Source organism: Klebsiella oxytoca NBRC 105695 (assembly GCF_001598695.1).
Classification (GTDB): domain Bacteria; phylum Pseudomonadota; class Gammaproteobacteria; order Enterobacterales; family Enterobacteriaceae; genus Klebsiella; species Klebsiella oxytoca.
In genome coordinates, this window is the sequence record NZ_BCZK01000008.1 from 17580 (window position 1) to 37279 (window position 19700).

The 19700-nt window shown below is 46.2% G+C and carries 24 protein-coding genes; 9 read left to right on the forward strand and 15 right to left on the reverse strand.

Annotation, left to right across the window (positions count from 1 at the left end):
* Nucleotides 1–13 precede the first annotated feature (13 nt).
* The 3 genes from symE (at nt 14) to KO1_RS14895 (ending at nt 1815) form a co-directional block, all read left to right on the forward strand.
* A complete protein-coding gene (gene symE / locus KO1_RS14885; RefSeq protein ID WP_049102104.1) occupies nt 14–337 on the forward strand; it encodes an endoribonuclease SymE in 324 nt (107 codons plus the stop codon).
* Nucleotides 338–483: 146 nt separating this feature from the next.
* Nucleotides 484–918, forward strand: coding sequence for a VOC family protein (locus KO1_RS14890; protein WP_032728836.1), 435 nt, complete (start codon nt 484–486; stop codon nt 916–918).
* 153 nt (nt 919–1071) lie between these two features.
* Complete coding sequence (locus tag KO1_RS14895; protein ID WP_049102101.1) at nt 1072–1815, forward strand: hypothetical protein; 744 nt, start codon at nt 1072–1074, stop codon at nt 1813–1815.
* Nucleotides 1816–2044: 229 nt separating this feature from the next.
* Here the strand turns inward: KO1_RS14895 and KO1_RS14900 are convergent, their stop codons facing one another.
* From KO1_RS14900 to KO1_RS14945, 10 genes are all read right to left on the reverse strand, one after another.
* Nucleotides 2045–3034, reverse strand: coding sequence for a restriction endonuclease (locus tag KO1_RS14900; RefSeq protein WP_502305738.1), 990 nt, complete (start codon nt 3032–3034; stop codon nt 2045–2047).
* A gap of 276 nt (nt 3035–3310) precedes the next feature.
* Nucleotides 3311–3652 (reverse strand): TA system toxin CbtA family protein, encoded by a 342-nt coding sequence (locus KO1_RS14905; protein WP_064406970.1) that lies wholly within the window; start codon nt 3650–3652, stop codon nt 3311–3313.
* 20 nt (nt 3653–3672) lie between these two features.
* Nucleotides 3673–4014, reverse strand: a complete 342-nt coding sequence (locus tag KO1_RS27300) for a type IV toxin-antitoxin system YeeU family antitoxin (RefSeq protein WP_073971812.1) — start codon at nt 4012–4014, stop codon at nt 3673–3675.
* A gap of 10 nt (nt 4015–4024) precedes the next feature.
* Nucleotides 4025–4567, reverse strand: a complete 543-nt coding sequence (gene radC / locus KO1_RS14915; RefSeq protein ID WP_064406972.1) for a RadC family protein — start codon at nt 4565–4567, stop codon at nt 4025–4027.
* A 12-nt stretch (nt 4568–4579) separates the two neighbouring features.
* Nucleotides 4580–5023, reverse strand: coding sequence for an antirestriction protein (locus tag KO1_RS14920; protein ID WP_064406973.1), 444 nt, complete (start codon nt 5021–5023; stop codon nt 4580–4582).
* 30 nt (nt 5024–5053) lie between these two features.
* Nucleotides 5054–5875, reverse strand: coding sequence for a DUF932 domain-containing protein (locus KO1_RS14925; protein ID WP_064406974.1), 822 nt, complete (start codon nt 5873–5875; stop codon nt 5054–5056).
* A gap of 120 nt (nt 5876–5995) precedes the next feature.
* Nucleotides 5996–6469 (reverse strand): YfjT/YkfB family phage-associated protein, encoded by a 474-nt coding sequence (locus KO1_RS14930; RefSeq protein WP_064406975.1) that lies wholly within the window; start codon nt 6467–6469, stop codon nt 5996–5998.
* A 47-nt stretch (nt 6470–6516) separates the two neighbouring features.
* On the reverse strand, nt 6517–6969 hold the full coding sequence (locus tag KO1_RS14935; RefSeq protein ID WP_064406976.1) for a hypothetical protein: 453 nt from the start codon (nt 6967–6969) through the stop codon (nt 6517–6519).
* A gap of 35 nt (nt 6970–7004) precedes the next feature.
* Nucleotides 7005–7721 (reverse strand): helix-turn-helix transcriptional regulator, encoded by a 717-nt coding sequence (locus tag KO1_RS14940; RefSeq protein WP_064406977.1) that lies wholly within the window; start codon nt 7719–7721, stop codon nt 7005–7007.
* A gap of 243 nt (nt 7722–7964) precedes the next feature.
* Nucleotides 7965–8840, reverse strand: coding sequence for a GTPase family protein (locus KO1_RS14945; protein WP_064406978.1), 876 nt, complete (start codon nt 8838–8840; stop codon nt 7965–7967).
* A 246-nt stretch (nt 8841–9086) separates the two neighbouring features.
* Here KO1_RS14945 and KO1_RS14950 point away from each other — a divergent pair, with 246 nt between their 5' ends.
* Nucleotides 9087–9965, forward strand: a complete 879-nt coding sequence (locus KO1_RS14950; protein WP_064406979.1) for a restriction endonuclease — start codon at nt 9087–9089, stop codon at nt 9963–9965.
* A gap of 278 nt (nt 9966–10243) precedes the next feature.
* Nucleotides 10244–10576: a hypothetical protein gene (locus KO1_RS14955; protein WP_064406980.1), complete on the forward strand. Its 333-nt coding sequence runs from the start codon at nt 10244–10246 to the stop codon at nt 10574–10576.
* A 413-nt stretch (nt 10577–10989) separates the two neighbouring features.
* Here KO1_RS14955 and KO1_RS27305 read toward each other — a convergent pair whose 3' ends face one another.
* Entirely contained in the window at nt 10990–11532 is a 543-nt protein-coding gene (locus KO1_RS27305; RefSeq protein WP_224227103.1) for a hypothetical protein, read from the reverse strand.
* Between the two features lie 691 nt (nt 11533–12223).
* Between KO1_RS27305 and KO1_RS14960 the strand changes: the two genes are divergently transcribed.
* Nucleotides 12224–13450 (forward strand): deoxyguanosinetriphosphate triphosphohydrolase family protein, encoded by a 1227-nt coding sequence (locus tag KO1_RS14960; protein WP_064406981.1) that lies wholly within the window; start codon nt 12224–12226, stop codon nt 13448–13450.
* Between the two features lie 676 nt (nt 13451–14126).
* Here the strand turns inward: KO1_RS14960 and KO1_RS14965 are convergent.
* From KO1_RS14965 to KO1_RS14980, 4 genes are all read right to left on the reverse strand, one after another.
* A complete protein-coding gene (locus tag KO1_RS14965) occupies nt 14127–14720 on the reverse strand; it encodes a Cap15 family cyclic dinucleotide receptor domain-containing protein (RefSeq protein ID WP_064406982.1) in 594 nt (197 codons plus the stop codon).
* Entirely contained in the window at nt 14717–15154 is a 438-nt protein-coding gene (locus KO1_RS14970; protein ID WP_064406983.1) for a diadenylate cyclase, read from the reverse strand. The genes KO1_RS14965 and KO1_RS14970 overlap by 4 nt, the downstream gene beginning before the upstream one ends.
* Before the next feature lie 418 nt (nt 15155–15572).
* The gene (locus KO1_RS14975) at nt 15573–16604 is read right to left on the reverse strand and encodes an IS630 family transposase (RefSeq protein ID WP_064406984.1); all 1032 of its coding nucleotides are present in this window, start codon (nt 16602–16604) and stop codon (nt 15573–15575) included.
* Nucleotides 16605–16924: 320 nt separating this feature from the next.
* On the reverse strand, nt 16925–17722 hold the full coding sequence (locus tag KO1_RS14980) for a YagM family protein (protein WP_064406985.1): 798 nt from the start codon (nt 17720–17722) through the stop codon (nt 16925–16927).
* 378 nt (nt 17723–18100) lie between these two features.
* Between KO1_RS14980 and KO1_RS14985 the strand changes: the two genes are divergently transcribed.
* The 3 genes from KO1_RS14985 (at nt 18101) to KO1_RS14995 (ending at nt 19634) form a co-directional block, all read left to right on the forward strand.
* Complete coding sequence (locus tag KO1_RS14985; RefSeq protein WP_064406986.1) at nt 18101–18682, forward strand: YagK/YfjJ domain-containing protein; 582 nt, start codon at nt 18101–18103, stop codon at nt 18680–18682.
* A gap of 103 nt (nt 18683–18785) precedes the next feature.
* Nucleotides 18786–18998: a helix-turn-helix transcriptional regulator gene (locus KO1_RS14990; protein WP_064406987.1), complete on the forward strand. Its 213-nt coding sequence runs from the start codon at nt 18786–18788 to the stop codon at nt 18996–18998.
* A 102-nt stretch (nt 18999–19100) separates the two neighbouring features.
* Nucleotides 19101–19634, forward strand: a complete 534-nt coding sequence (locus KO1_RS14995) for a hypothetical protein (protein WP_064406988.1) — start codon at nt 19101–19103, stop codon at nt 19632–19634.
* Nucleotides 19635–19700: the final 66 nt, after the last annotated feature.

Genomic DNA, 19700 nt, shown 5'->3' on the forward strand with positions numbered 1-19700 from the left:
AGGAATAGCAACCATGACTAATGCTGATTGTATTGTAGATTCGTTTGATCCAGAAGTGTCGCCGAAAAATAAGCGTCAGTTGACGGTGAGTTATGTGAGACGTTTGCCAGATCGTCGTCTTGTTCCGGCGCTGATCATGAAGGGCGAGTGGCTGGCGGCGGCAGGGTTTTCGACCGGCACCCGGGTGGAGGTGCGGGTGATGGAGGGCTGTATTGTGCTGACGGCGGTTGAGCCGGAACCGGAGCTGGAAGCCGCGATGCGTAGTGTGGAGAAGCTGTCGGCCAGGAAGCAGAAGCAGGTCAGAGAGTTTATCGGGGTGATTGGGGGACGGGGTTGAGGGGGCAGGATTGCGGTGACAGACAGGATTTTAATGCCATGCTCTATATCGCCACTCCGGACCTGTACTCATCCATCAAATCCGTACAACGTTCCTTTTAGATAACGGATAAATACCTGTTAATACGACTGAATGAGGAAACCATCATGGAGACTTACCGATTACATCGCGGCAGGCTTATCGACCATATCCAGCTTGTGGTAAATGATTTCGAGGCCAGCAAAGCGTTTTATACAGCCGTGCTGGCGGTCCTTGAGATCCCTGTCGTGAATACCTACGATGATTATTTTTGGGCTGATGAGCTTGTTGTTTCATCCATTAATAGCCCCGGTTCCACAGGTAAGCCGACAGGACGGCATCACCTGGCTTTCCAGGCCAGGGATCGTGAGACGGTGGATGCTTTTTACCAAGCGGCGCTGGCACACGGCGGCAGTGATAACGGCGCCCCCGGTGAGCGAACTTATCACCCGGGGTACTACGCGGCCTTTGTACTCGATCCCGATGGTAACAATATCGAAGCGGTTTACCATGGCGAGGGGGAACGCAGTGCGGCATCGGTGGAGATTGGCTTCAGTCTTTAAGTATAACGGCCTCCGGGCAGGGGCCGTATTGGGCGGTTGGCATTAAGTCAGACCAGGAATTAGCCATATCGAAGCCCTCATAATAATGAGGGCTACATAAAATAAATTCAGTGTTGTAAATTCATTGCGTATTCATTTTATAAAGGAATAACGATGGGAGCTATTAACGAGATAGATATTGCAAAGCTGGTTTTGCTACCCGCGATTTTATATGTGGCTAAAAAGATCATCGACTGGGCGGGAAAAGTGATGTCCAGCCCGCAAACGAAGCGAAAAATTCGCTTTGAAAAGGTACCTATTGAAACCAAAATAGAGGTGCTGAATAAAATCGCTGAGATAGCGAACGCTGACATACCCGACACCAAACTCTCGAGGACGCATCAGACCGTACAAATAAAGTTTTTGTATGAGCAGATCGGGATTACCCTCCCTGTCTGGCACGCCCATCAGTTGATCGCGTTTATCGCTGATAAAAATATCGGCTCATATGATGTACGATTAATAAGTTTCCTTAAAAACCCATCCTTATATCGTTGTGAAGAAAATCATTTTTCTGTAGATGCTAAAAAAATTAAAACTTTTCACCTCGTTAGCGGGGGTTTCTGGCTATTTTCAATAGTTATTTTCGCTTGCGCCTGGTGGACGACAATACAATCGTTACTGGCCAGCGGGGGCGTAAATTCAGCTATCGCATTTTCACTGTTTTACTTTATTTCCGCTATTGTGGTCACTGGCTTTATCTTGAGCCAGGTTGGAGAAACCTGGCAAAGCGCCAGATTCGCCAGGCTGTTTGAAAGGTGGTGTGAGGATGAAGCGCGGGTGGATAGTGGGGAGAGTGCTGTGCTAGCCGCATCGGGGCCAGAAGAACAGATGCCTCAACAGGAGCTTTTCAAATGATGAAATGCAGATACAAAAAAGTATTTTAGTGGTCTGATTGGGGGATTTGGTGCGAAGGCCGGACTCGAATTTCACACCCAATAGACTGATATAAATGTAGTTTATAAGCAGGAATAATTATTTATACCCGCACTTGTACCCACAAGTTAAAATCCGTATAAAAAATAGACATCGCGAGTGGGTATAAAGCCATACCAGTAGAACACCGATATGGCTATCAAAGCAAGATTCAAGCAGGAAGGAAAGTTTTCTTCAGAGGCACTAAAAGTTTGGTCTCGATATCGACTTGCTCGTAGTTCTCAATAAGCGCACGGACGAGATCGTCTAGCGTCCAGAGCGTCAGAGGTATCGTCGAACGATCAGCTTCATATCGAGCATCTTTTGTAAAACCACCGGTACTGACATAAAGCCCGCGGTCATCTTTATGGCGACCACCGATAAAGCTGCGTATCTGTTGGCTTCCCATCTGTTCCCTGCGATGCTTTACCTCAACGATAATACGCGGATTTTCAAAACCGAATCCATCAGGTGAAGCAATGATATCTTTACCCCGATCGGCTCCTGCAGGTGAAACCTGCGTTTTATAGCCCATACTGCGTAAAACTCCGGCAACCAGATTTTGCATCTCATCCCAATCAAGAGAGTTGATGCGGTCTTTGATACCCTCAAACGCCAGCATTTCCATATCGCGCAGCGGATCAGAAACGACCTCATCTTCATCTATCACAATTGGATTCTGAGTAATTACATCTGCAGTGGGTTTCTTATCCTGTAAAAGCTCTTCTAGCGCATATTCTGGAAGCTGGAAAACTGTCAGCGTAGAACCCAATGTGTTTTTGGTAGCAACAGACAGTCTATCGCGGTCGATTTCTTGAGTATTCCATTTAACCTGCCGAGCGATTCCCATCCCCTCATCCACCCATTCAGGATGATATTGGAAGTCTGAAGTGACTTTGCCTAGCAAATAAGTACGGTTGGCTGGCGAATAGGTAATAACCCAATCACCCTTTTGGATCTCATTCACAAAACGCCAGACCTGCGATGCACCAGAACGCGCAGTTCCCAGCTTTGTTAAGGGATCCGCCTCTTGGTATAAAGCGAGTAACTGGGCTCGGGACAGGCCGGGTTTGACTAATGGAGCTAGCTGAGACCAACCGATGCCTACAATTTGCTTATCGCGAAAATCGTCATAGAGCTTGCCGCCGTCACCACGGATCATCCACATTCTGTTGCCCATAACCGTCCCTTCATGAGGAAAAGAAATTAAGCTGGATCATAAGCTTGTTCGCCGCATGCGTCAAAACCATCAACAACGACGGCCCAGCATTCCCGGATTGTGCTTGCGATAATGTGCCCAGTTAAAAATACAGCTTCAATTTGCATGATATTTCGTCCATATAAGTAAAAGCACCAACCAGCATCGGCAGGTGCTTTTTGGAATGAGTAAATAAGTAAGGAAAGCTGCAGTGTGAATCAGGAAGGCTGTTCCCAATGTTCACCGTGCCGCGCTAATACGATTTCTTTTCAATAAACCAGTTGCCTGTCGCGCCCGCAGAATATCGACTGCCCGCAGATATGGGGACTGTTCTTGCCAGTCGAATCCCCTGCGATCAATACGAACCAGCCCGTACTTTTCCACCAGAAAATTAGCGGCATCGGCCAAAGATATACCGGCATCGATATGTTCCTGAATTACCTTTTCATCACTGAATGGTGTGTCGTTGAGTGTTAGGCCATAATGTTGTTCCAGCAGGCGTGCAAGCAGCATTTGCCAGCCTGCCACGGGTGGCAGACATAGCGTCGCCGCCTGCGGATTTGTTGCAGGTAGAGTTTTCATATTTGCTCTTGTGAAAGTAGTTAACGATGGGTGGAGTAAACGGCGATGTATACGTAGCCGCAACTGCCAAGGGTATCGGCTTCGCAGGTGAAACCATTGTGGTACAGGGTGACACAGTGGGCATGGCGAGGATTCATTTCACCAGTAGTCAGCATCGATTCCATCTGGCTGATAAAATGCGGGAATGCCACATCCAGCTTAAAACATTCTGCTTCGCTGAACTTACCAGTGATACTGGCCCGGTCAGCCAGATAGTGCAGCCGGTTTCCCTCCTGTACCAGACGAGCGCCAAAGCAAGGTGTCACATTACGATTCAGTCCCCATTTTAGAAATGAATCGTTCTCTGAGTCAGTAGATTTCATTGAAGTGCCCTCATATCCAGCCTCGCTCAGCAAACGACACAATGCCATCTGATCCGATAACCAGATGATCAAGCGTGTTCACATCAACCAGTGCCAGCGCTTCTTTAAGCCTGCCCGTAATGTTGCGATCGCATTGGCTGGGCTCCGGATCGCCGGAGGGATGGTTGTGTGCGAGGACGACAGCTGCGGCATTGGAGCGAAGCGCTGACTTCACTACCTCACGGGGATGAACCTGGACATGGTTAATCGAACCGGCAAATAGCGTTTCACCCTCCAGTAAACGATGCTGGTTATCGAGATAGAGCACCATAAACACTTCCCGTTCTTGTCCTGCCAGCTGTAACCGAAGCCAGTCACGGGCAGCAGTACTTGAGGTAAAGGCTATTCCAGGCTGGCGCAGATATTTATCTAGCAGATTGGTAGCACGTCGGATGGTCCGTTGGGCATAGGGTGTTAATCCGGATGTCGCGGTAAGCAGGTAATCATGTTGAGCCATAACCGTCAGCGGAAAAAGTTCAGGCTGTGATGATACCGGGGATAATGCGATATTCATGTTCGGTATTCCTCAGTCGATAAGATGCATAATGGCGCTGCATTCCGGATGGTTTAGCGCGTAGTCACGTAAGTAATAATAGTGCTCAGTCATCGCGTCACACTCGGTGCAACAAGCGTGGTGGCTGTATGCCATCAGACAGGCAACCATCCCTGCAGCTTCACTGGTAAGCTGTGCGCCATTGCCGTTCATGCTGTTGAACAATGTCCACTTCTCATCGTGATCTGACTCGGGAGCCATAAAAGCGCCGCCGTTGCTGAGTGTCGAAAAGCGCCAGATACCACCTTGGTAATCGGCACACAGCCGATCCATAAAGGCGAAAATGCGAGGTTCAAGGGTTATCCATTGTGGGATGGAGCCAAAGTGCTGCGGCCAGAAACCAATTCGTAACTCGTCAGGGACGACTGAGGCAGTAATTGCTGCCTGCTCAGCGAACTGAAGGTTTTGTGTATTCATTAAACTATCTCCTTATGCCGGAACTGTTGTTTAACGCCCGAAAAAATCGAGCATGTTTTCGGCCATTACCCACAGGGCGCGATTGAGCTTCACATCGCCATCAATACCGGTAACAGCACGGGTGCGGCTGCTTTTCCCCTGAGCGGTTCGCCCTGACAATCCACCTTTCATCAGGTTCTCCTGCACGCGCTGGTATACGGTCCACAGGTCATCGCTGTAGTCCTCCCGGCGACGTGGGGTCAGCAACTGCGATACCGTGACCGGCTGGTGTTCCTCACCAAAGCGATACTTCAGTGCGGCATTTGCCAGTGCGTGACGGGCTGGTTCTGGCAGTGCCAGTGACTGCATTGCATCGCGCTTCTCCTCAACCCGGTCAAACACACCGAGCACTTCGTAAGCCCCTTCAATCACCTTCTCGACGACATTGCCTTTATGCGGTACCCGCACCTCTCCGAATGACTGACCGCAGACCAGGCCGTTGGTACAGACGCCACGAAACAGCCCCGGCAGCATCTGGTAGCTTGATGAGCCGTCATGGCTGTTAAGCAGAATGATTTCCGGTACCTGATGGCCGGTCAGTTGCCCGGAACGACGCAGGCGCAGCATGTGTTTGGTGTGCTCCCGCTTGCTCTGGTCGCGAACCTTCGTCTGGCAGGCGAAGAACGGCTCAAAACCTTCACGCTGCAGGCTTTCGAGGATGGTGATGGTCGGGATGTAGGTGTACCTGTCTGAACAAGATTCATGCTTGTCAGTCCCGAACACGCTGGGCACATGACTCATCAGCTCTTCGTGGGTAAGAGGCCGGTCACGGCGTATCTGGTTTATACGGCCAAAGCGGCTGGCTAATCGCATGGGTAACTCCTTATCTGATAAAGAAATAAAAACAAAAAAGGCCATGTTCCCGAAGGAGCATGGCCTGTTGCTATCTGGTGTTGGTGCGTAGCGGGCTGGATAGTTCTGAAATATGAATAATTAATCGCTGTAGTGTGTGGTCCGGCACTCACTGAGGTCTGACAGTTCTTTCTGCGTATTTATTCGTCCCGGACTGAAGCTGCCTACTTTTTTGTCACTGACGTAAAGATCAAAGCTCGCGGCCTGCCCCAGGGCGTCAATAAATGACACCCAGGCATTGTCACCGTTTCGCCAGCCGAGGAATGACGGTAACGGATACTGACTGTTATCCATGACGACTGTTATTTCCGTCCCGTCGTCATGAGAACTTACTGATGTTCCATCAGGCAGGGTGAGATTAACGCCGTGTTGCAGAATATTCTGCGCATCCGGATTGCCAGTACAGTTCAGATTAAACACCACCTTCTCCGGGCTGGTAATGATATATTCGGTCACGCCCATCCCAAAACCACTCGTCCACATATTGGGAATAGCCTGTGCTGTTGATACAGAAGCCAGCATAGCTAATGTAAATATTACGTAAGGCAGTCGCATAATGTTGTCCTCAAATCATGTAATAAAGTAATGAAAAAAGAGTTGGATTATTTTATTTGTTTATAGCGAAACGCTTCTTTCCCGGCATAAATCCCGACGAGGTCGTCATAACGAGGGTCCTTTTTATTCGGGCGAAACGTTACTTTCATATCCGGACTGCACATATCCTTCATGGTGAGATTGAATTCTTTACCTGGCGTAATGGTATACCCTGTTGCTACATCGTCTTTACTGGGAGTGATCCACCCCCAAAGGCCCCCCGGACAATCTCTGGAAGGTTTCGAGCGAACAACAATAAACCATCCCATTGAATCCACTTCCGTCGCTGTACACAGTTTTCTGACCTGGCGGTGGGCATCACACCAGAATATATTCCCACTCTTATTATTCACTGCTGCAGGCAGGAACCCGCTATAAGGACGTGCTGCGTGAACATTACCTGCGATAAGTAAGGGGAACAATATGACTGGCAGTAAAGACAATAATTTCAATTTTTTCATTAGATTAACCTTACATTTAATTATGGAGACAATCTCTAATCAGTTTGTCCGGATTGCCCCCAACTTTCTGAGGGAGAAAATGAATTCAGCGACTGCTGAATAAAACGGAAATGAGGTAAGGCAGAGATAAAATGCTTATCCTCCGACAGCTGATGGAGAAACTCACTGCGAATAAATGTTTCCCGCGATGGCTTTACCAGATGAATCTCATCCAACCGGAAGACACGTAATTGCCTGTTATGTTCAGCGACAAGGTACCAGTAACCGTCAAGAGCGATTAGCCGGTAAGGTGCGATGGCCTCATGACGCTCCCCTTCAGTCAGAACGGTGATGCGCTGACATCCCGAAATAGCTCTGACCAGCCTGTAGAAGGAGAGCTTTCCTGCCGGGGGATGAGGTCTGTCCTGATGCCATACCAGACAGGGTCGATCATCACAGTCCAGCAGGCTGCTGACCAGTCGCCGGTCAAAGCCCGGGAAAACCCCGGCCAGCCCTGTGCGGTGAGCAAAGGTCAGAATATCTATTTCCTGCCGCGTACTGTGAATATCCGAGCGCAGACTGCACTGCCCCTGGTAGTAATCCAGGTCGAGATACATCAGACGTTCCCGAAAGTCACGACGCAGCGTGCGCTCTGACACCCCAAATTCAGTTGCCAGTTTGCGAATAAACAGAGTTTCACCGGAAACCAGGCGGCTGATAATCAACGACAACCTGACGGCAAGCCGGTCATGTCGCCGCTCCTGAAGCGTCATGAAAGATTTCTCCTGAGAAGTTAACTCTCTGAATTAATACTGTTTACTTTAAAGGAAGGAGTGGACAGGGTATGGACAACATCGGAACTATTTTTTATGAGCAGTCCAGCCTTGTGGGCGCTCGTCTGACAGATAATGATGCTTCGCATGATTTAATTGATGATAAAACACAGTGGAAAGGACGTGTCCACAATCAACAAATCATTAACAACCAGTTCATCATTCGCAGAGAAAATCGCGATATCAGAAGAATATCCAGTCCCAGACGGCCCGTGCGACCGACACCACCGCATCACGCACGCTACGAATCACCGTTTTCAGTGGTGCAAACAGGAACGAAGATGATTCTGCGGTATCGAAAACCCGGCTCACAGCGTCACCGAAACTGTCACGGGCCTGCGACTTTACCGGCTCTGTGCAGAGTCTCCCGTGCAGTTGTGTCACCACCGGGCTGGTGGCGCGGTCAGGCAGACAGCGCATCATGGCTGCCACCATCTCCTCAATGCCCCATCCAGTGCTGGCGGACACCACACAGACCGGATGATGCGGTTTAAACATCGCCATAATCGCAGCCTGCTTCGCTTTAAGATTTCCCTGTTGGTGCGGTGAAGGTTTGCTGGTGAGGGTATCCCATTCATGGCAGGGTTCGATTTTGTCGGCCTGGTTAATCACAAACAGTACCTTTTGTCTGTAAGGTTGCATCACACCGTGCCAGAACTGTTCGTCCACGGTTAGTGCCCGATCATCGGCCTTAATGACCCATAGCACCAGGTCCAACTCCGGCAGGATTCGACGGTACAGGGCACGGTATTCTTGATCCCACCGCTCGTTTTCACCTACCCCCGGTAAATCGACAATCACCAGACTGTGACGACCGCTGCGCAATCGGAAGCGCAGTACGTCGCGAGTACAGGCGTTCACGTCACTCACCGGGGACACCTCGCCCCGGAAAAGTTCGTTGCAGAGAGAGGATTTACCAGCACCACTTTTGCCCATGATGCCAATCACCGGCTCGTAATGGGTCAGGTTCTGGATACGTTCAAGAATAAGCTGGCGAAGCGTGTGCGGAAGCGACGCGAGCGGTTGTTCAAGGGCTTGAAGGCCGTCAGATTTATTCATACAGTAGTCTCAGCGTGAAGAATTAAAAACCCCGCGTTCCAGTCAGGAAGGCGGGGATTCACTGAGATAATATCTGTCTGAAATTAATTGGAATTTTGATTAACACGTAAAGGACTTTGTTAGGTCTAGGGCTGAACGAAGTCCGCACAGTGCCAAAAGCGGAACACGCTAATGCTGGTGTACAGATGCTGACTCATTTCCTCCTCCACTTTCATACCGTTATACTGTGAAAAAAAGGAGGTAGGTGTGAAACTGAAAATGCAGGATTTGAGGCTGTTTAATCTCGTGTTTGAGAGCGATCCTGGCTGGATACTGGATTTCTCTAACCGCACCTTGTCTGCTTTTTTTGATGAAGAACTAAACATTGATATTGATGATGAACGTTATCAGGAAGAGGGGACGTCAAAGGCCAAACGAGTTAGATGCTTGCTGAAACAGGCTGATCGTGAGACCGCTCTGCGAGTTCTTGGCGCTCTCTGGCAGTATAAAACAGAATCCATGCCTGAACAGGCTGAACAAAGCCGTAATGACTATATTGCACTGATTTCCCGCTTAGAAAATGCTGACACCGATGAAGCCAAAGGCGAAAAGCCTGTCCAGGCATGGCATTGTGTTGACTGGCCTTCACTTATCGCTGAAATGAACGAGATGAAATCTCTGCCGCCACATCCACGTGGTTTTCGGTTTGAAGCCTGGCTTGCTGAACTGTTCTGTATCTTTAAGCTCGCTCCCCGTTCGTCTTTCCGAAATACAGGCGAACAAATTGATGGAAGTTTCCGACTGAATGATGAGTTTTACCTGATGGAGGCAAAGTGGCATCAGAAAAGAACGTCGGCTGCCGATCTCCATGTATTTGAAGGAAAGCTCACTACCAAGGCAACCTGGACACGCGGCGTTTTTATCAGTTGGATGGGGTTTACGCCTGAAGGTCTGACGGCTTTTGGTAAAGGGAAGCGGGTTATCTGTGTCAGTGGTTATGATCTTTACCACTCACTGAGTCATGGGATCCCTTTGCCCGACCTTCTGGACGCTAAAACCCGGCACGCCGCTGAAACGGGAGAGCCCTATGCTGAGTTAGACCGACTATATGTACTCAAGAACAAACAGTTCGGAACGCTGAAATAACGGGTTGGGAAGCTGTGACCTGCTCCCCGTTGTTTCACACAGAATGCTGTTAGTAATGTCCGCATATCGCTCTTAGCGGACCTTCAGCTCAGTTACCTAGTCCGCTTCGTGCCAGAAGCTGACATAGCTGACATCATAATGAACTAATCAACGAGGAGCTGGCCCTCTCTTTGCCGATGGTACAAAATGGGAAAGAGTTAATTCTGATTCCGGAAGCTTTTCACTGTAAAATTAGCTCGTTCTTATGACGTTGAGACGTAAAATATATGGAGACCATTATGGCATTTATACGTAATCCGCAAACAGTTATTTCAGTGAAAAATATTGAATCAGTAAATGAAAAGGAGTTTAATGAGCTGGTGACAGAATTATCAGTGCAGGGATTTACACATAGCTCGGAGGTTTCTGAATATATTGTCAAAAATAACCTTGGTGCAAAATATAAAAATATATCTGGTGTTCTTCAGATGAAGAAACGTGGTGATGAATGGTCATTTGAGGGAGGTTTCCCTCCTGATATTTATGCTCGGTTATGCCAAAAACTAAAGCTTAAAAATAAAGGATCACAAGCTCGCCCGGGAGAATTTACTCCCTATAAAAACGTCAAGTAGTCTGTTATGGATGATGCATTGATGAGTAAGCCACAACTGAGAAGTATTTGCCGTCAGCACTGACGGCCTTTCCGGCAGTAGTCGGAGGGGACTGAACGCCCTCTGAGTGCTAGGAGCGGACATACCGAGCGACAGAATGAATCAATTAATAGGATTCAGGTTACAGTAAGGAATACATCGAACATTAATACCATTAAGTTTCTTCTTAGTGATTTTGTTCCACTGTATAATTTAGCCTGATCCCTATTAATTATTTTTGAGAGTATCAACTGGAAAGCTTGTTCTACTTTATTTTTCGCCACATCATTTCTGTTAAATGAGGATGCAAATATGTTGTTTTATCTTTTGTGATCTTTATTGATGTATTGCATTTTTTTAATAAAACTCCATGCAGATGGGTTTTACTTTTAAATTCATCCCAGAATTCTTTTTTTCATTTTGGATGTAACTGACCTCTTCGGAATTAACAGAAAGAACCAAAAACTATTAAATGCAACCATCCTAACAATATAATTATTAGGGTTAAGGTTTAAACCACCAATTGATGTGCTTCTTAATAGATATGGTTCTAAAGGCTCTTCAGGTTTACCAGTTTCCACATCAATCCTGTTTGCAGAAGTTACTATTAGAAGAGAAAGGATTACACCATCTACTTTTTTATTACCAGTAATTATGAATGGTATGTGTTTTTCTAAAGTGGTTCTGGCATCATAACCGCCATTTGATGCTCTTGCTGAATTATATGATATCTTTAGAAGTTCACGTAATAATAAATCATAATCATAATCATATTCAAATGTTATTTCATCTCCTGGTTTTAAAGGGGTGAGCATCTGGTTTTTAAAACAAGTTACGAAATATGCATCTAGTTGAGACAGTATTCCATTATTACACTCGGCACATACATCCCCAATAACTGGATCGCCTTTAAAATGGTAGTCACTTTTATCAGTCATCGCTAAAAGTTAAATATCAAAACTTTTAATTATCGCTGAAGGGAATATATGTTCTTTAGTTAAGTTTATTGTGCTTTTACAATAAGCACAATTTTTTTTGCTTTCCAAATTCATCACCCAATGAATATTTATTCTTATCAATTTTCGAATCGTAATAAAAACATTTAGTTTAGTCAATATCTATTTATTGGTACTGAAGCCTTAGATGTTATTTGATAGCGATAACAAACTGCTTGAAAAGTTACGTGCAGATGATAACCAGTAGGTAAGGCCTCAACATCAACCTTAAGGTACACAAGAAGTTCACCAAAAGAATGGGGCGTAAATCCGGGCGATCTCAGTACGCCGTTTCCGCTTTTCGCTCTTAACAGACCGACGGCTCCGTGACAGGAGCGGAAATCGTTAATTCAACGTAAATTCATTATTGAGGAAGGTCACCAGAACATTAGGAAATTTCTCAAGTCCAGTTCTAAACCGAAGTGTCAGGCAATCATATACACAAAACATGGCGATAAAAAACTTATCCTCAGGGCTAAATGCTGGTTTTTTTGTGGGCTGTATCCAAAAGAGTACAAAACAACTTGAAAAAATTATAAAGTATTATGTAATAACATTCATTATGCTTCCCCCCTTTTCAAATAGAAAGGGAAAGTTTTTTGTTAAGATTTATCAAACACAGCAAGGATGTAATATGTACAATGAAGAAACAAAAGATTTTGCGAAGAAGCAAGAGCAAAAACTGATTGAGGCGCTGGGACACAGCCGTGAGCATACTGATGCCAGCACTGAAGTCCGAAGCAGAGATGATTACCAGCGAGACTATGCACGAATTCTTTACTCATCCTCATTCCGACGGCTTCAGGGGAAAATGCAACTTTTTGAAGTTGATCCTGAAAAATTTAACCGAAACCGCTTAACCCACAGCCTTGAGGTCGCTCAGATTGCACGCAGTATTGCATCGGATCTTGAACTGCAATATCCCGTGGTTGTTGAGCTGGCAGCCCTAGCCCATGATATTGGGAACCCTCCATTCGGGCACTCAGGCGAAAAAATGCTTAACAGTTTATCCGCTAAAATCGGCGGATATGAAGGAAACGCCCAGGCGCTTCGTATCTTGAGAAAACTCGAGAAAAAATATGCCGGCTGTGCAGGCTTAGATCTCACCTACCGCAGCTTACTGTCTGTCATCAAATATCCAAATACGAAATCCACTTCAAATAAATTCATTTATGATGATGACTATGCCTTCTATCAGCGGTTGCTGGAAGATAAGCAACTAGATATGAAGGCAGGTGAAAAAACCATTGATGCGCAGATCATGGATCTGGCCGATGAAATTGCATATGCAGCGCATGACCTGGAAGATGCATTGAGCAGAAACATGGTGACTATCGAAGATATTGAATATGAATTTCTTAAGTCACCAGACTACAACGTGGCTTTAGAACACTTCAGTGAGATTGTCAGCACGTCTAAGAAAACTGCATCTGAGGCAAAATTACTGAAGTCGTCAGAGGAATTTGCCATAATTTTTCGTAAAGAGCTGACGTCCAACATCGTTAACCGTCTGGTCATGGATATTGGCGTTGTTGAAAGTGACAATTGTTACGAAGAGCTGGGGTACAAAACGTTACAGAAACTTGCTGAAGGCCTTAAAAAACTGCTCTTCAAAGTCATTATGCGTAAAAGGAACATACTGACTTACGAGTTTAAAGGAAATAAGATCATCAGTGATTTATATGAGTTTTATAATGCCGGTGACAACTATAAGTTTCTGTCACCTGAGCTTAAGTCTTCGTTATCTGGTACAGATCCGTCTCAGCTCGAAACTAAAAAAGCGCGGGCTGTGGTTGATTACATTTCAGGCATGATGGACACATTCGCCATCAAGGAATGGGAAACTCATTGTAAGAAATAAAACTCCACTCTATACGCGTGTAAGCCTGCCTGCATAAATCTGTTACACCTCAAATGCAGCGAACTGTCATAACTCCGTTTTAATGACCTGCTGGAACAGTAGCTTTGCTGCCTCGGCAGGCTTTTCAATACGTTTAGTAACAGCTTATGTATTAACGCACTCTGATTTTCGACTTTACAGCCTCTAAGCACGAAACCTATGCTCTTACTGTATGGCAGAGCTTAAAGAATAGTGCATTAAGTCAAAAGAGCCGGTCTGCCGGGGCAGCTTAAGAGGATCAGCAAGGATGCAAGTGATGACTGCTGTGTGCCAAGAACGGACGTTGCTGGGAACTTTAACCTGTAGCCGGCAAGTGATATTAAAAAGAAAAACAGAATAGTGGTGCCGGAATCGAGAATCGAACCAAGGACACCAGTATTTTAAATATTCGTGCCAGATTAATGTTTGATATAGCTGTTACTATTTACCAGCTGAGCTAGTGTGGTCCCGGCCAGAGCAAATCAATTCGCATTTTCTGCTCTTGTACATTTACCTTTCTTAAAGTCTGTAAGTAAAGGATTTCGATGACTAGTCAATCAGTTTATATAAATACTGTGTTTAGGTTTTGGGCATTATCTACGATAAGTTTCTAAGGATATTGGCCCCCACTAAGGGGCCATCAACCGCTGGCTAGCGATTAGTCAATGCGTGTCAGCTCGTAATGACCTACTGTTTTACGGCTTGTGAAGTAGTTCCCATTTAGCACTTCTTTACCATTAAGGTTTAGCTTGAGAATAGCTGTGCCTCTGTAAGAATCTTGTGCAACAAAACCTGCCTTATGCTTGGGGGTTGTTAAAAAAACGTAGTAGAGTGCTGGTCGCCCCGTTTCGGTATCCTTTTTAGGCTTAGCCACTAACGTCTGAGAATCGGAGTCGTCAGCTTCGACATCCATTCCAATTCTAAGAAAATCCTGCCTTATAGTTGCTTGTGCGTGGGATGTACCTTTTTTATCTTCCCATTCCCAATGAATAACCATATCCCAGGTTCCGTTCAAATCAGGGAAGAGTAGATCATTTAGCTTAGGGAACCATTGCCATAACTTTCGCCATCCAAAGAAAAAAATTGATATCAAAATAGTGTTAAGAAGAAACGAACCTCCAGATGCAACAGATAGAGCTGTCACGAAAGTTGTGTTTTCATCATATACGCCCCATAAAATCAGACAGCAGGCAGTCGCATAGATAACGGCGATTATTGAGATTATTTTCCCTATTGGGAGAAGGTTTATCATTGCAACTCCTCATAATAAACTTCCTTACCAGCCTCAAATATAGAAAGACGATCCCCTTCGCTTACAATCCCTGTAAGTTTAATCTCGTCAATGCAAGAGCCATAAAGGGCAGCAACAAAACGTCCACCAACGAGTCTTGACCTGTCAAAACTGATGTTCTCTATGATTGGTGGTGAGAAATATTGTGCGGTATAAGTAACACTTCCTGCTTCATCTAAGATGTGAAAGCCATCGTGGTATTCGCTATTTTTATTGGAAATTTTTGATAATAACTCCAATGTGGAATCATTCTGTATGGGCTCTATATTACGAAGACTTGTGATGGGAAGACTATCAGGGTTATTACATATAATAACCCCTATACCAGAAAAATAAACACGATTGGATTTATTCCAAATATCATATAGTAATTTATATAAGTTCTCTTTTGTCATCGCTCATTTCTTTCTGTTTTTAGCTATTAGCTACCAAAAATCAAACAGTAATATCAATAAAGACGATTATCCAATAATTTTCTTGGCAATGGAAGATTTGATGAACAAGGACAAAGATTTGTAGCAACAATGGTATGAGGTTTGACATCATGCCTAAGAGTTCGATGCAGTTTTAGCTGACCACAACAAAGGAAAATGTTCGCTTTTCGCTCAAGGCTGCCCGTCTACTATGTGCTGTAAGCAGACATCTTTGAAATCTGCACTCCATTAATACACATCCTCATTTATGCGCTGCCCCCTTCAGCTCACACCATTCCATTACTAATGGTGAGCAATTCACGACCTTCCGGGTCACGATGGTGAGTACAACGAAAACCTATCTTTTTACGCCACATCTAAATAACTGATCCTAATACCGCTACACTTTAGCCAGTCCATGTTTTCCACCGGGGAATGGGCTGACAGTATCCATAAAGTGACGAACCTTTTTCAACAGTTGCCGCATTGAGCGGCACTGGTGATTTCGGGTTATTGTCTCATGAAGTGCCTGCCACAACCGTTCGACATGATTGACCCACGGCGAGTAAACCGGCTGATAAATCACCCTGAACTTTGGGTTTGCTTTCAGCCAGCGCAACGTTTCACGGCTTTTGTGGATGATGTAGTTATCGACAATGAGTGTGATCGTTTTTGCCCGCCGGTACGTCGCCTTCAGATGGTTTAACAGACTGATAAATAATGATGAACATTTACTATTCCCACCAACATAGCTCACTTTTCCCGTACCACTGTGCAGTGCACCGGCAAGATAGTACTTTTCGTTCTGGCCCGGCGTGACAACGCGCTTTTGCTGCCCGCGTAACTGCCAGTCAGCACCGATTTTGGGATTGAGGTGGATATCCACTTCATCTTCGTAAAACACAGGGTGTTCTGCGCTACAGCTGGTTAACGCCACATTAATCGCTGCCATTTTATCTTCCTTATTCGGGTCCCGGATACGCAGTGTTGGTGCTGCTCTGCGCCATACCAGTCCGGCAACAGGTAACCATCGCCGGATAGTTGAAGCATGTAGCGGACAACCGGTGACATCACGGATTTTTATCGCCAGCAGTTCGATACTCCAGCGGGAACGCTGATAACCAAAATCGCCGGGAGAATGCTTAACAAGCTCACGCAGCAATGCGCAAATATGTTCGAACGGCCAGCGCCTCCTACGTCCTGACGGTAATGACTTCAGGCCTTCAGCACCAGACAGCGTGAACCAGTTAATCCAGCGACCAACCGATGAGCGGGCACAGCAGAGCGTTCTGGCAACATGCCTGACGGTGTCACCACGATGTAGCATCAGCATGGCTGTGAGTCGCCGGGCGCGGTTTTTGTCCTTTGTTTTATGGAGCGTTTTCTGCATCAGGCGTCGTTCAGTTCTGGGAATTGGTGCTATGATCGGCATTGCTCAGTCCGGTTGGTGATTTGGGATATTCAGCGATTGATCAGATCGCATAAACCGGACTGAGTTCCTCCTGAGTGATCTACTATTCCGAGCAGTTATTTAGATCGCACCAACTGCCTTTATGCGCTGGTGCGTATCAGATATCAAGACTTATGCCCTGGAACCCCGGTTCATGTCAGACAGAGCGTCGACAGTGCCGCATAATATATTCTTTGTGACTTTGCTGACTTTCATCCGCACTTGGTAAATAACCCAAAATGAGGATAAGGTTGCCACGGGATAAATGAAAACGCGTGGCATGGCAGGAACAAGAATCAACGTTACTTTTTGCCCTGGTAGACCACTGTGATGTTGTCTGGTTTTCTTAACGTCGGTGCCATAGCTGGGTCAATCAGATACACAGGCACTATCACGGCATTTTTCCCACTAACCAGGATTGGCACCCAGCAGTGAACACGTGGGTCTCTTGTCGTCTCCGGAATACCACTTGTACCGTATGACATAAGATCAACCACATTGATAAAAAGCGCCTTACCAATATCAAAGAAAAACTCGTTAAAAACCACATCTTTTGTCAGCAAAATTACAGCGTCACCTGCCGCCAGTTTTACTGGCGATGAAGAGTGTTCAGAGGTTTCTACATCAGTAAAAATAATCCTTTCGGTATAGATAAAACAAGCATAGCGGGCATCCTGTTCTGACCTTTCCAGGAGCGACTGACAGAACTCTTTGATATGTCGATTTTCGACCCTCCCAACTGCATTATCTCGACGGAGGTGTCGCTTATGTTCGCGAACATGCACCTTGCCATTGACGCTGTCAAAGTCATACCCTTTTCCAACCTGAAGCTTACTCTCCCAGATCTCCATACAATACTTTTCAGCAGCTACAACATTTCTTCGGCGAGGCAAATCCTGCTGGTAGACACCAGACAGTAGCCGGGCCTTAAGCTCGTCCGCAAGCTGATAATAGCGATTAATATCTTTTAGTACCGGAACGGTGGCATCCAGCAATGTGGAAATAACCTGCGATCGTGAGATCTTCTGTTTTTTGCTGTATTCATCCACAACACGCAGAGTCTCAGAATTGGTTACATTGAAAGTGATTCGTTCTGACATGCCAATCACCTATTAAGCATTTTAGAAAAAGTGCATAACAATTAACCTTAAACACCTTTATTATCAACAAGTTTATTCTATTTCTATTTCTCTTTAGTTATCAATTCATAGTAACATGCTCTCACGTAAAAATGCTGAATATGTTGCGGCCAGAACAGTCTGGATACCAGGAACGAACATTTGGGTTTTTAGTATAATTAATGTCTTCATGTTTTAAGAACTTCCTCTTCATATCCCCTCCCGCTGTGATCCGCTTAACCCATCTGTATATCTCCTGTCCCCACAGTACTGCTCAGTAAACAGAAATACTGTGACTTTCCTGCATAAAAATTACATATCACCTTCTTCCTTTGTACACACACTACAGAGGATAAAATCATGGACTTTCCCTGGCCCTGGAACCGCAAATACACGATGAACTGGTTCCTGCTGTCGTTACTGAACCACCATCTTGATCAGCTACTGGAACGTTACTCCCGCCTTCAGCCCCTCAGACTCGATTTGTTCTATCAGAATGACACGTGGCGGTATAACCATCACGGATGGTACGAGACAGAAAGGGAGGTACGCCAGTTAACAGAACATCTGATGTTAGAGAGCAACATCGTGGGTCACTTCTGGGTGCTGGAGTGTACTTCCCGACACAAATGCCATGCCCATATCGTGATGTATCTTGATGGTCACCATAACCAGGCCACCTTTCCGGTAGCTGAACAGGCGGGGACTGCTTGGCAGAAGATTACACAGGGTGAGGGGTACCACAATCGCTGTGATCGTAAGAAATGCTACGAAGCCGATATCACCCGCCCCGTCAATTACGATGATGCTGCAGCCATCGACAACCTGCGCTACATCATCAGCTATCTCGCCAAGGAGAAATCAAAACACGGGCAGACTTACTACGGGGCCAGCGAGGTTCCATCAGCGAGTGGACTGGGCAGACCGCGAGTGCTTCGATAAAACGACGCACTTTTTTACGTCAATTCCGGTTGTTATGCCGGAAAGGGCTACAGTGATTCATCACCCGATTCCGGTACTCATTTAGCTACCGGAGAATCCAACAATGACCACTAAACCTTCCCTGCTCGAAGATCGGTTCGTCAATATGGCTTTCATTACCAGCCTCACCGGGTTAACTGATAAATGGTTCTACAAACTCATCAAAGACGGTGCTTTCCCGGCTCCCACCAAGTTTGGTCGCAGCTCCCGCTGGCGACAGAGTGAAGTAGAAGCTTGGCTGCAGGCCCGTATCGATGCATCACGCTCACAGCGCTAAGTCCTTCTCCCGTCGTAAACACAATTCATAACCGTCATACCTAATCCGTTCCTAACGGAGGCTTACGGCTGCACTCAATTCACTTATCAAGGAATATCAGAAATGATCTATTCAATTTTACTCAACCATTATCAGACCTGGCTGGAAGATTTTACCCGCATCAGTCTGTCCCACGGTTTATGCCAGCAGCACATAACGCAATGGCACCGACTGGCGATAACCACCAGCCCAACATTGGACGGAAGCGTAATAGAAATCGTCATTCCACAGCGCCTGCTACCGATCACTCGTACCGCTCGACTGGAATCCTGTACTGTCGACCCCGGCCTAACTAAAAACACAGACTATACCCTTCTACCCGGCGTGCTGCTCAGCGAGTGTTACCGGCTGGGGAAGAGCCGATTGGCAGATCAGTTACAAATGTTATTCCGGCTTCATGTACAGCCCGGTATGCGACAGACGCTGACCCTACTGTGCTGGTGTGAGCTTGCAACAGGAAAGGATATGAGGGAATGGTATGCGCTGCATCTGCCGCTACCTGAAATGCTGAGGCAATGGCTTACGATAAAACAACGGGCATACCGGGGTCTGAAGACGCTGACGGAGGATTACATTCGTGCCACCCGGCCACTATGAGAATCGAATACCTGTCCGTAACAGCGATCCGGTATCGACCAGCATGCGCGATGTTCCTGAGCATAC

Excerpts from the sequence above, each read along its gene's own strand:
- symE (WP_049102104.1), top strand. The coding sequence starts at position 14 with ATGACTAATGCTGATTGTATTGTAGATTCGTTTGATCCAGAAGTGTCG.
- KO1_RS14890 (WP_032728836.1), top strand. The coding sequence starts at position 484 with ATGGAGACTTACCGATTACATCGCGGCAGGCTTATCGACCATATCCAG.
- KO1_RS14895 (WP_049102101.1), top strand. The coding sequence starts at position 1,072 with ATGGGAGCTATTAACGAGATAGATATTGCAAAGCTGGTTTTGCTACCC.
- KO1_RS14900 (WP_502305738.1), bottom strand. The coding sequence starts at position 3,034 with ATGATCCGTGGTGACGGCGGCAAGCTCTATGACGATTTTCGCGATAAG.
- KO1_RS14905 (WP_064406970.1), bottom strand. The coding sequence starts at position 3,652 with ATGAAAACTCTACCTGCAACAAATCCGCAGGCGGCGACGCTATGTCTG.
- KO1_RS27300 (WP_073971812.1), bottom strand. The coding sequence starts at position 4,014 with ATGAAATCTACTGACTCAGAGAACGATTCATTTCTAAAATGGGGACTG.
- radC (WP_064406972.1), bottom strand. The coding sequence starts at position 4,567 with ATGAATATCGCATTATCCCCGGTATCATCACAGCCTGAACTTTTTCCG.
- KO1_RS14920 (WP_064406973.1), bottom strand. The coding sequence starts at position 5,023 with ATGAATACACAAAACCTTCAGTTCGCTGAGCAGGCAGCAATTACTGCC.
- KO1_RS14925 (WP_064406974.1), bottom strand. The coding sequence starts at position 5,875 with ATGCGATTAGCCAGCCGCTTTGGCCGTATAAACCAGATACGCCGTGAC.
- KO1_RS14930 (WP_064406975.1), bottom strand. The coding sequence starts at position 6,469 with ATGCGACTGCCTTACGTAATATTTACATTAGCTATGCTGGCTTCTGTA.
- KO1_RS14935 (WP_064406976.1), bottom strand. The coding sequence starts at position 6,969 with ATGAAAAAATTGAAATTATTGTCTTTACTGCCAGTCATATTGTTCCCC.
- KO1_RS14940 (WP_064406977.1), bottom strand. The coding sequence starts at position 7,721 with ATGACGCTTCAGGAGCGGCGACATGACCGGCTTGCCGTCAGGTTGTCG.
- KO1_RS14945 (WP_064406978.1), bottom strand. The coding sequence starts at position 8,840 with ATGAATAAATCTGACGGCCTTCAAGCCCTTGAACAACCGCTCGCGTCG.
- KO1_RS14955 (WP_064406980.1), top strand. The coding sequence starts at position 10,244 with ATGGCATTTATACGTAATCCGCAAACAGTTATTTCAGTGAAAAATATT.
- KO1_RS27305 (WP_224227103.1), bottom strand. The coding sequence starts at position 11,532 with ATGACTGATAAAAGTGACTACCATTTTAAAGGCGATCCAGTTATTGGG.
- KO1_RS14960 (WP_064406981.1), top strand. The coding sequence starts at position 12,224 with ATGTACAATGAAGAAACAAAAGATTTTGCGAAGAAGCAAGAGCAAAAA.
- KO1_RS14965 (WP_064406982.1), bottom strand. The coding sequence starts at position 14,720 with ATGATAAACCTTCTCCCAATAGGGAAAATAATCTCAATAATCGCCGTT.
- KO1_RS14970 (WP_064406983.1), bottom strand. The coding sequence starts at position 15,154 with ATGACAAAAGAGAACTTATATAAATTACTATATGATATTTGGAATAAA.
- KO1_RS14975 (WP_064406984.1), bottom strand. The coding sequence starts at position 16,604 with ATGCCGATCATAGCACCAATTCCCAGAACTGAACGACGCCTGATGCAG.
- KO1_RS14980 (WP_064406985.1), bottom strand. The coding sequence starts at position 17,722 with ATGTCAGAACGAATCACTTTCAATGTAACCAATTCTGAGACTCTGCGT.
- KO1_RS14985 (WP_064406986.1), top strand. The coding sequence starts at position 18,101 with ATGGACTTTCCCTGGCCCTGGAACCGCAAATACACGATGAACTGGTTC.
- KO1_RS14990 (WP_064406987.1), top strand. The coding sequence starts at position 18,786 with ATGACCACTAAACCTTCCCTGCTCGAAGATCGGTTCGTCAATATGGCT.
- KO1_RS14995 (WP_064406988.1), top strand. The coding sequence starts at position 19,101 with ATGATCTATTCAATTTTACTCAACCATTATCAGACCTGGCTGGAAGAT.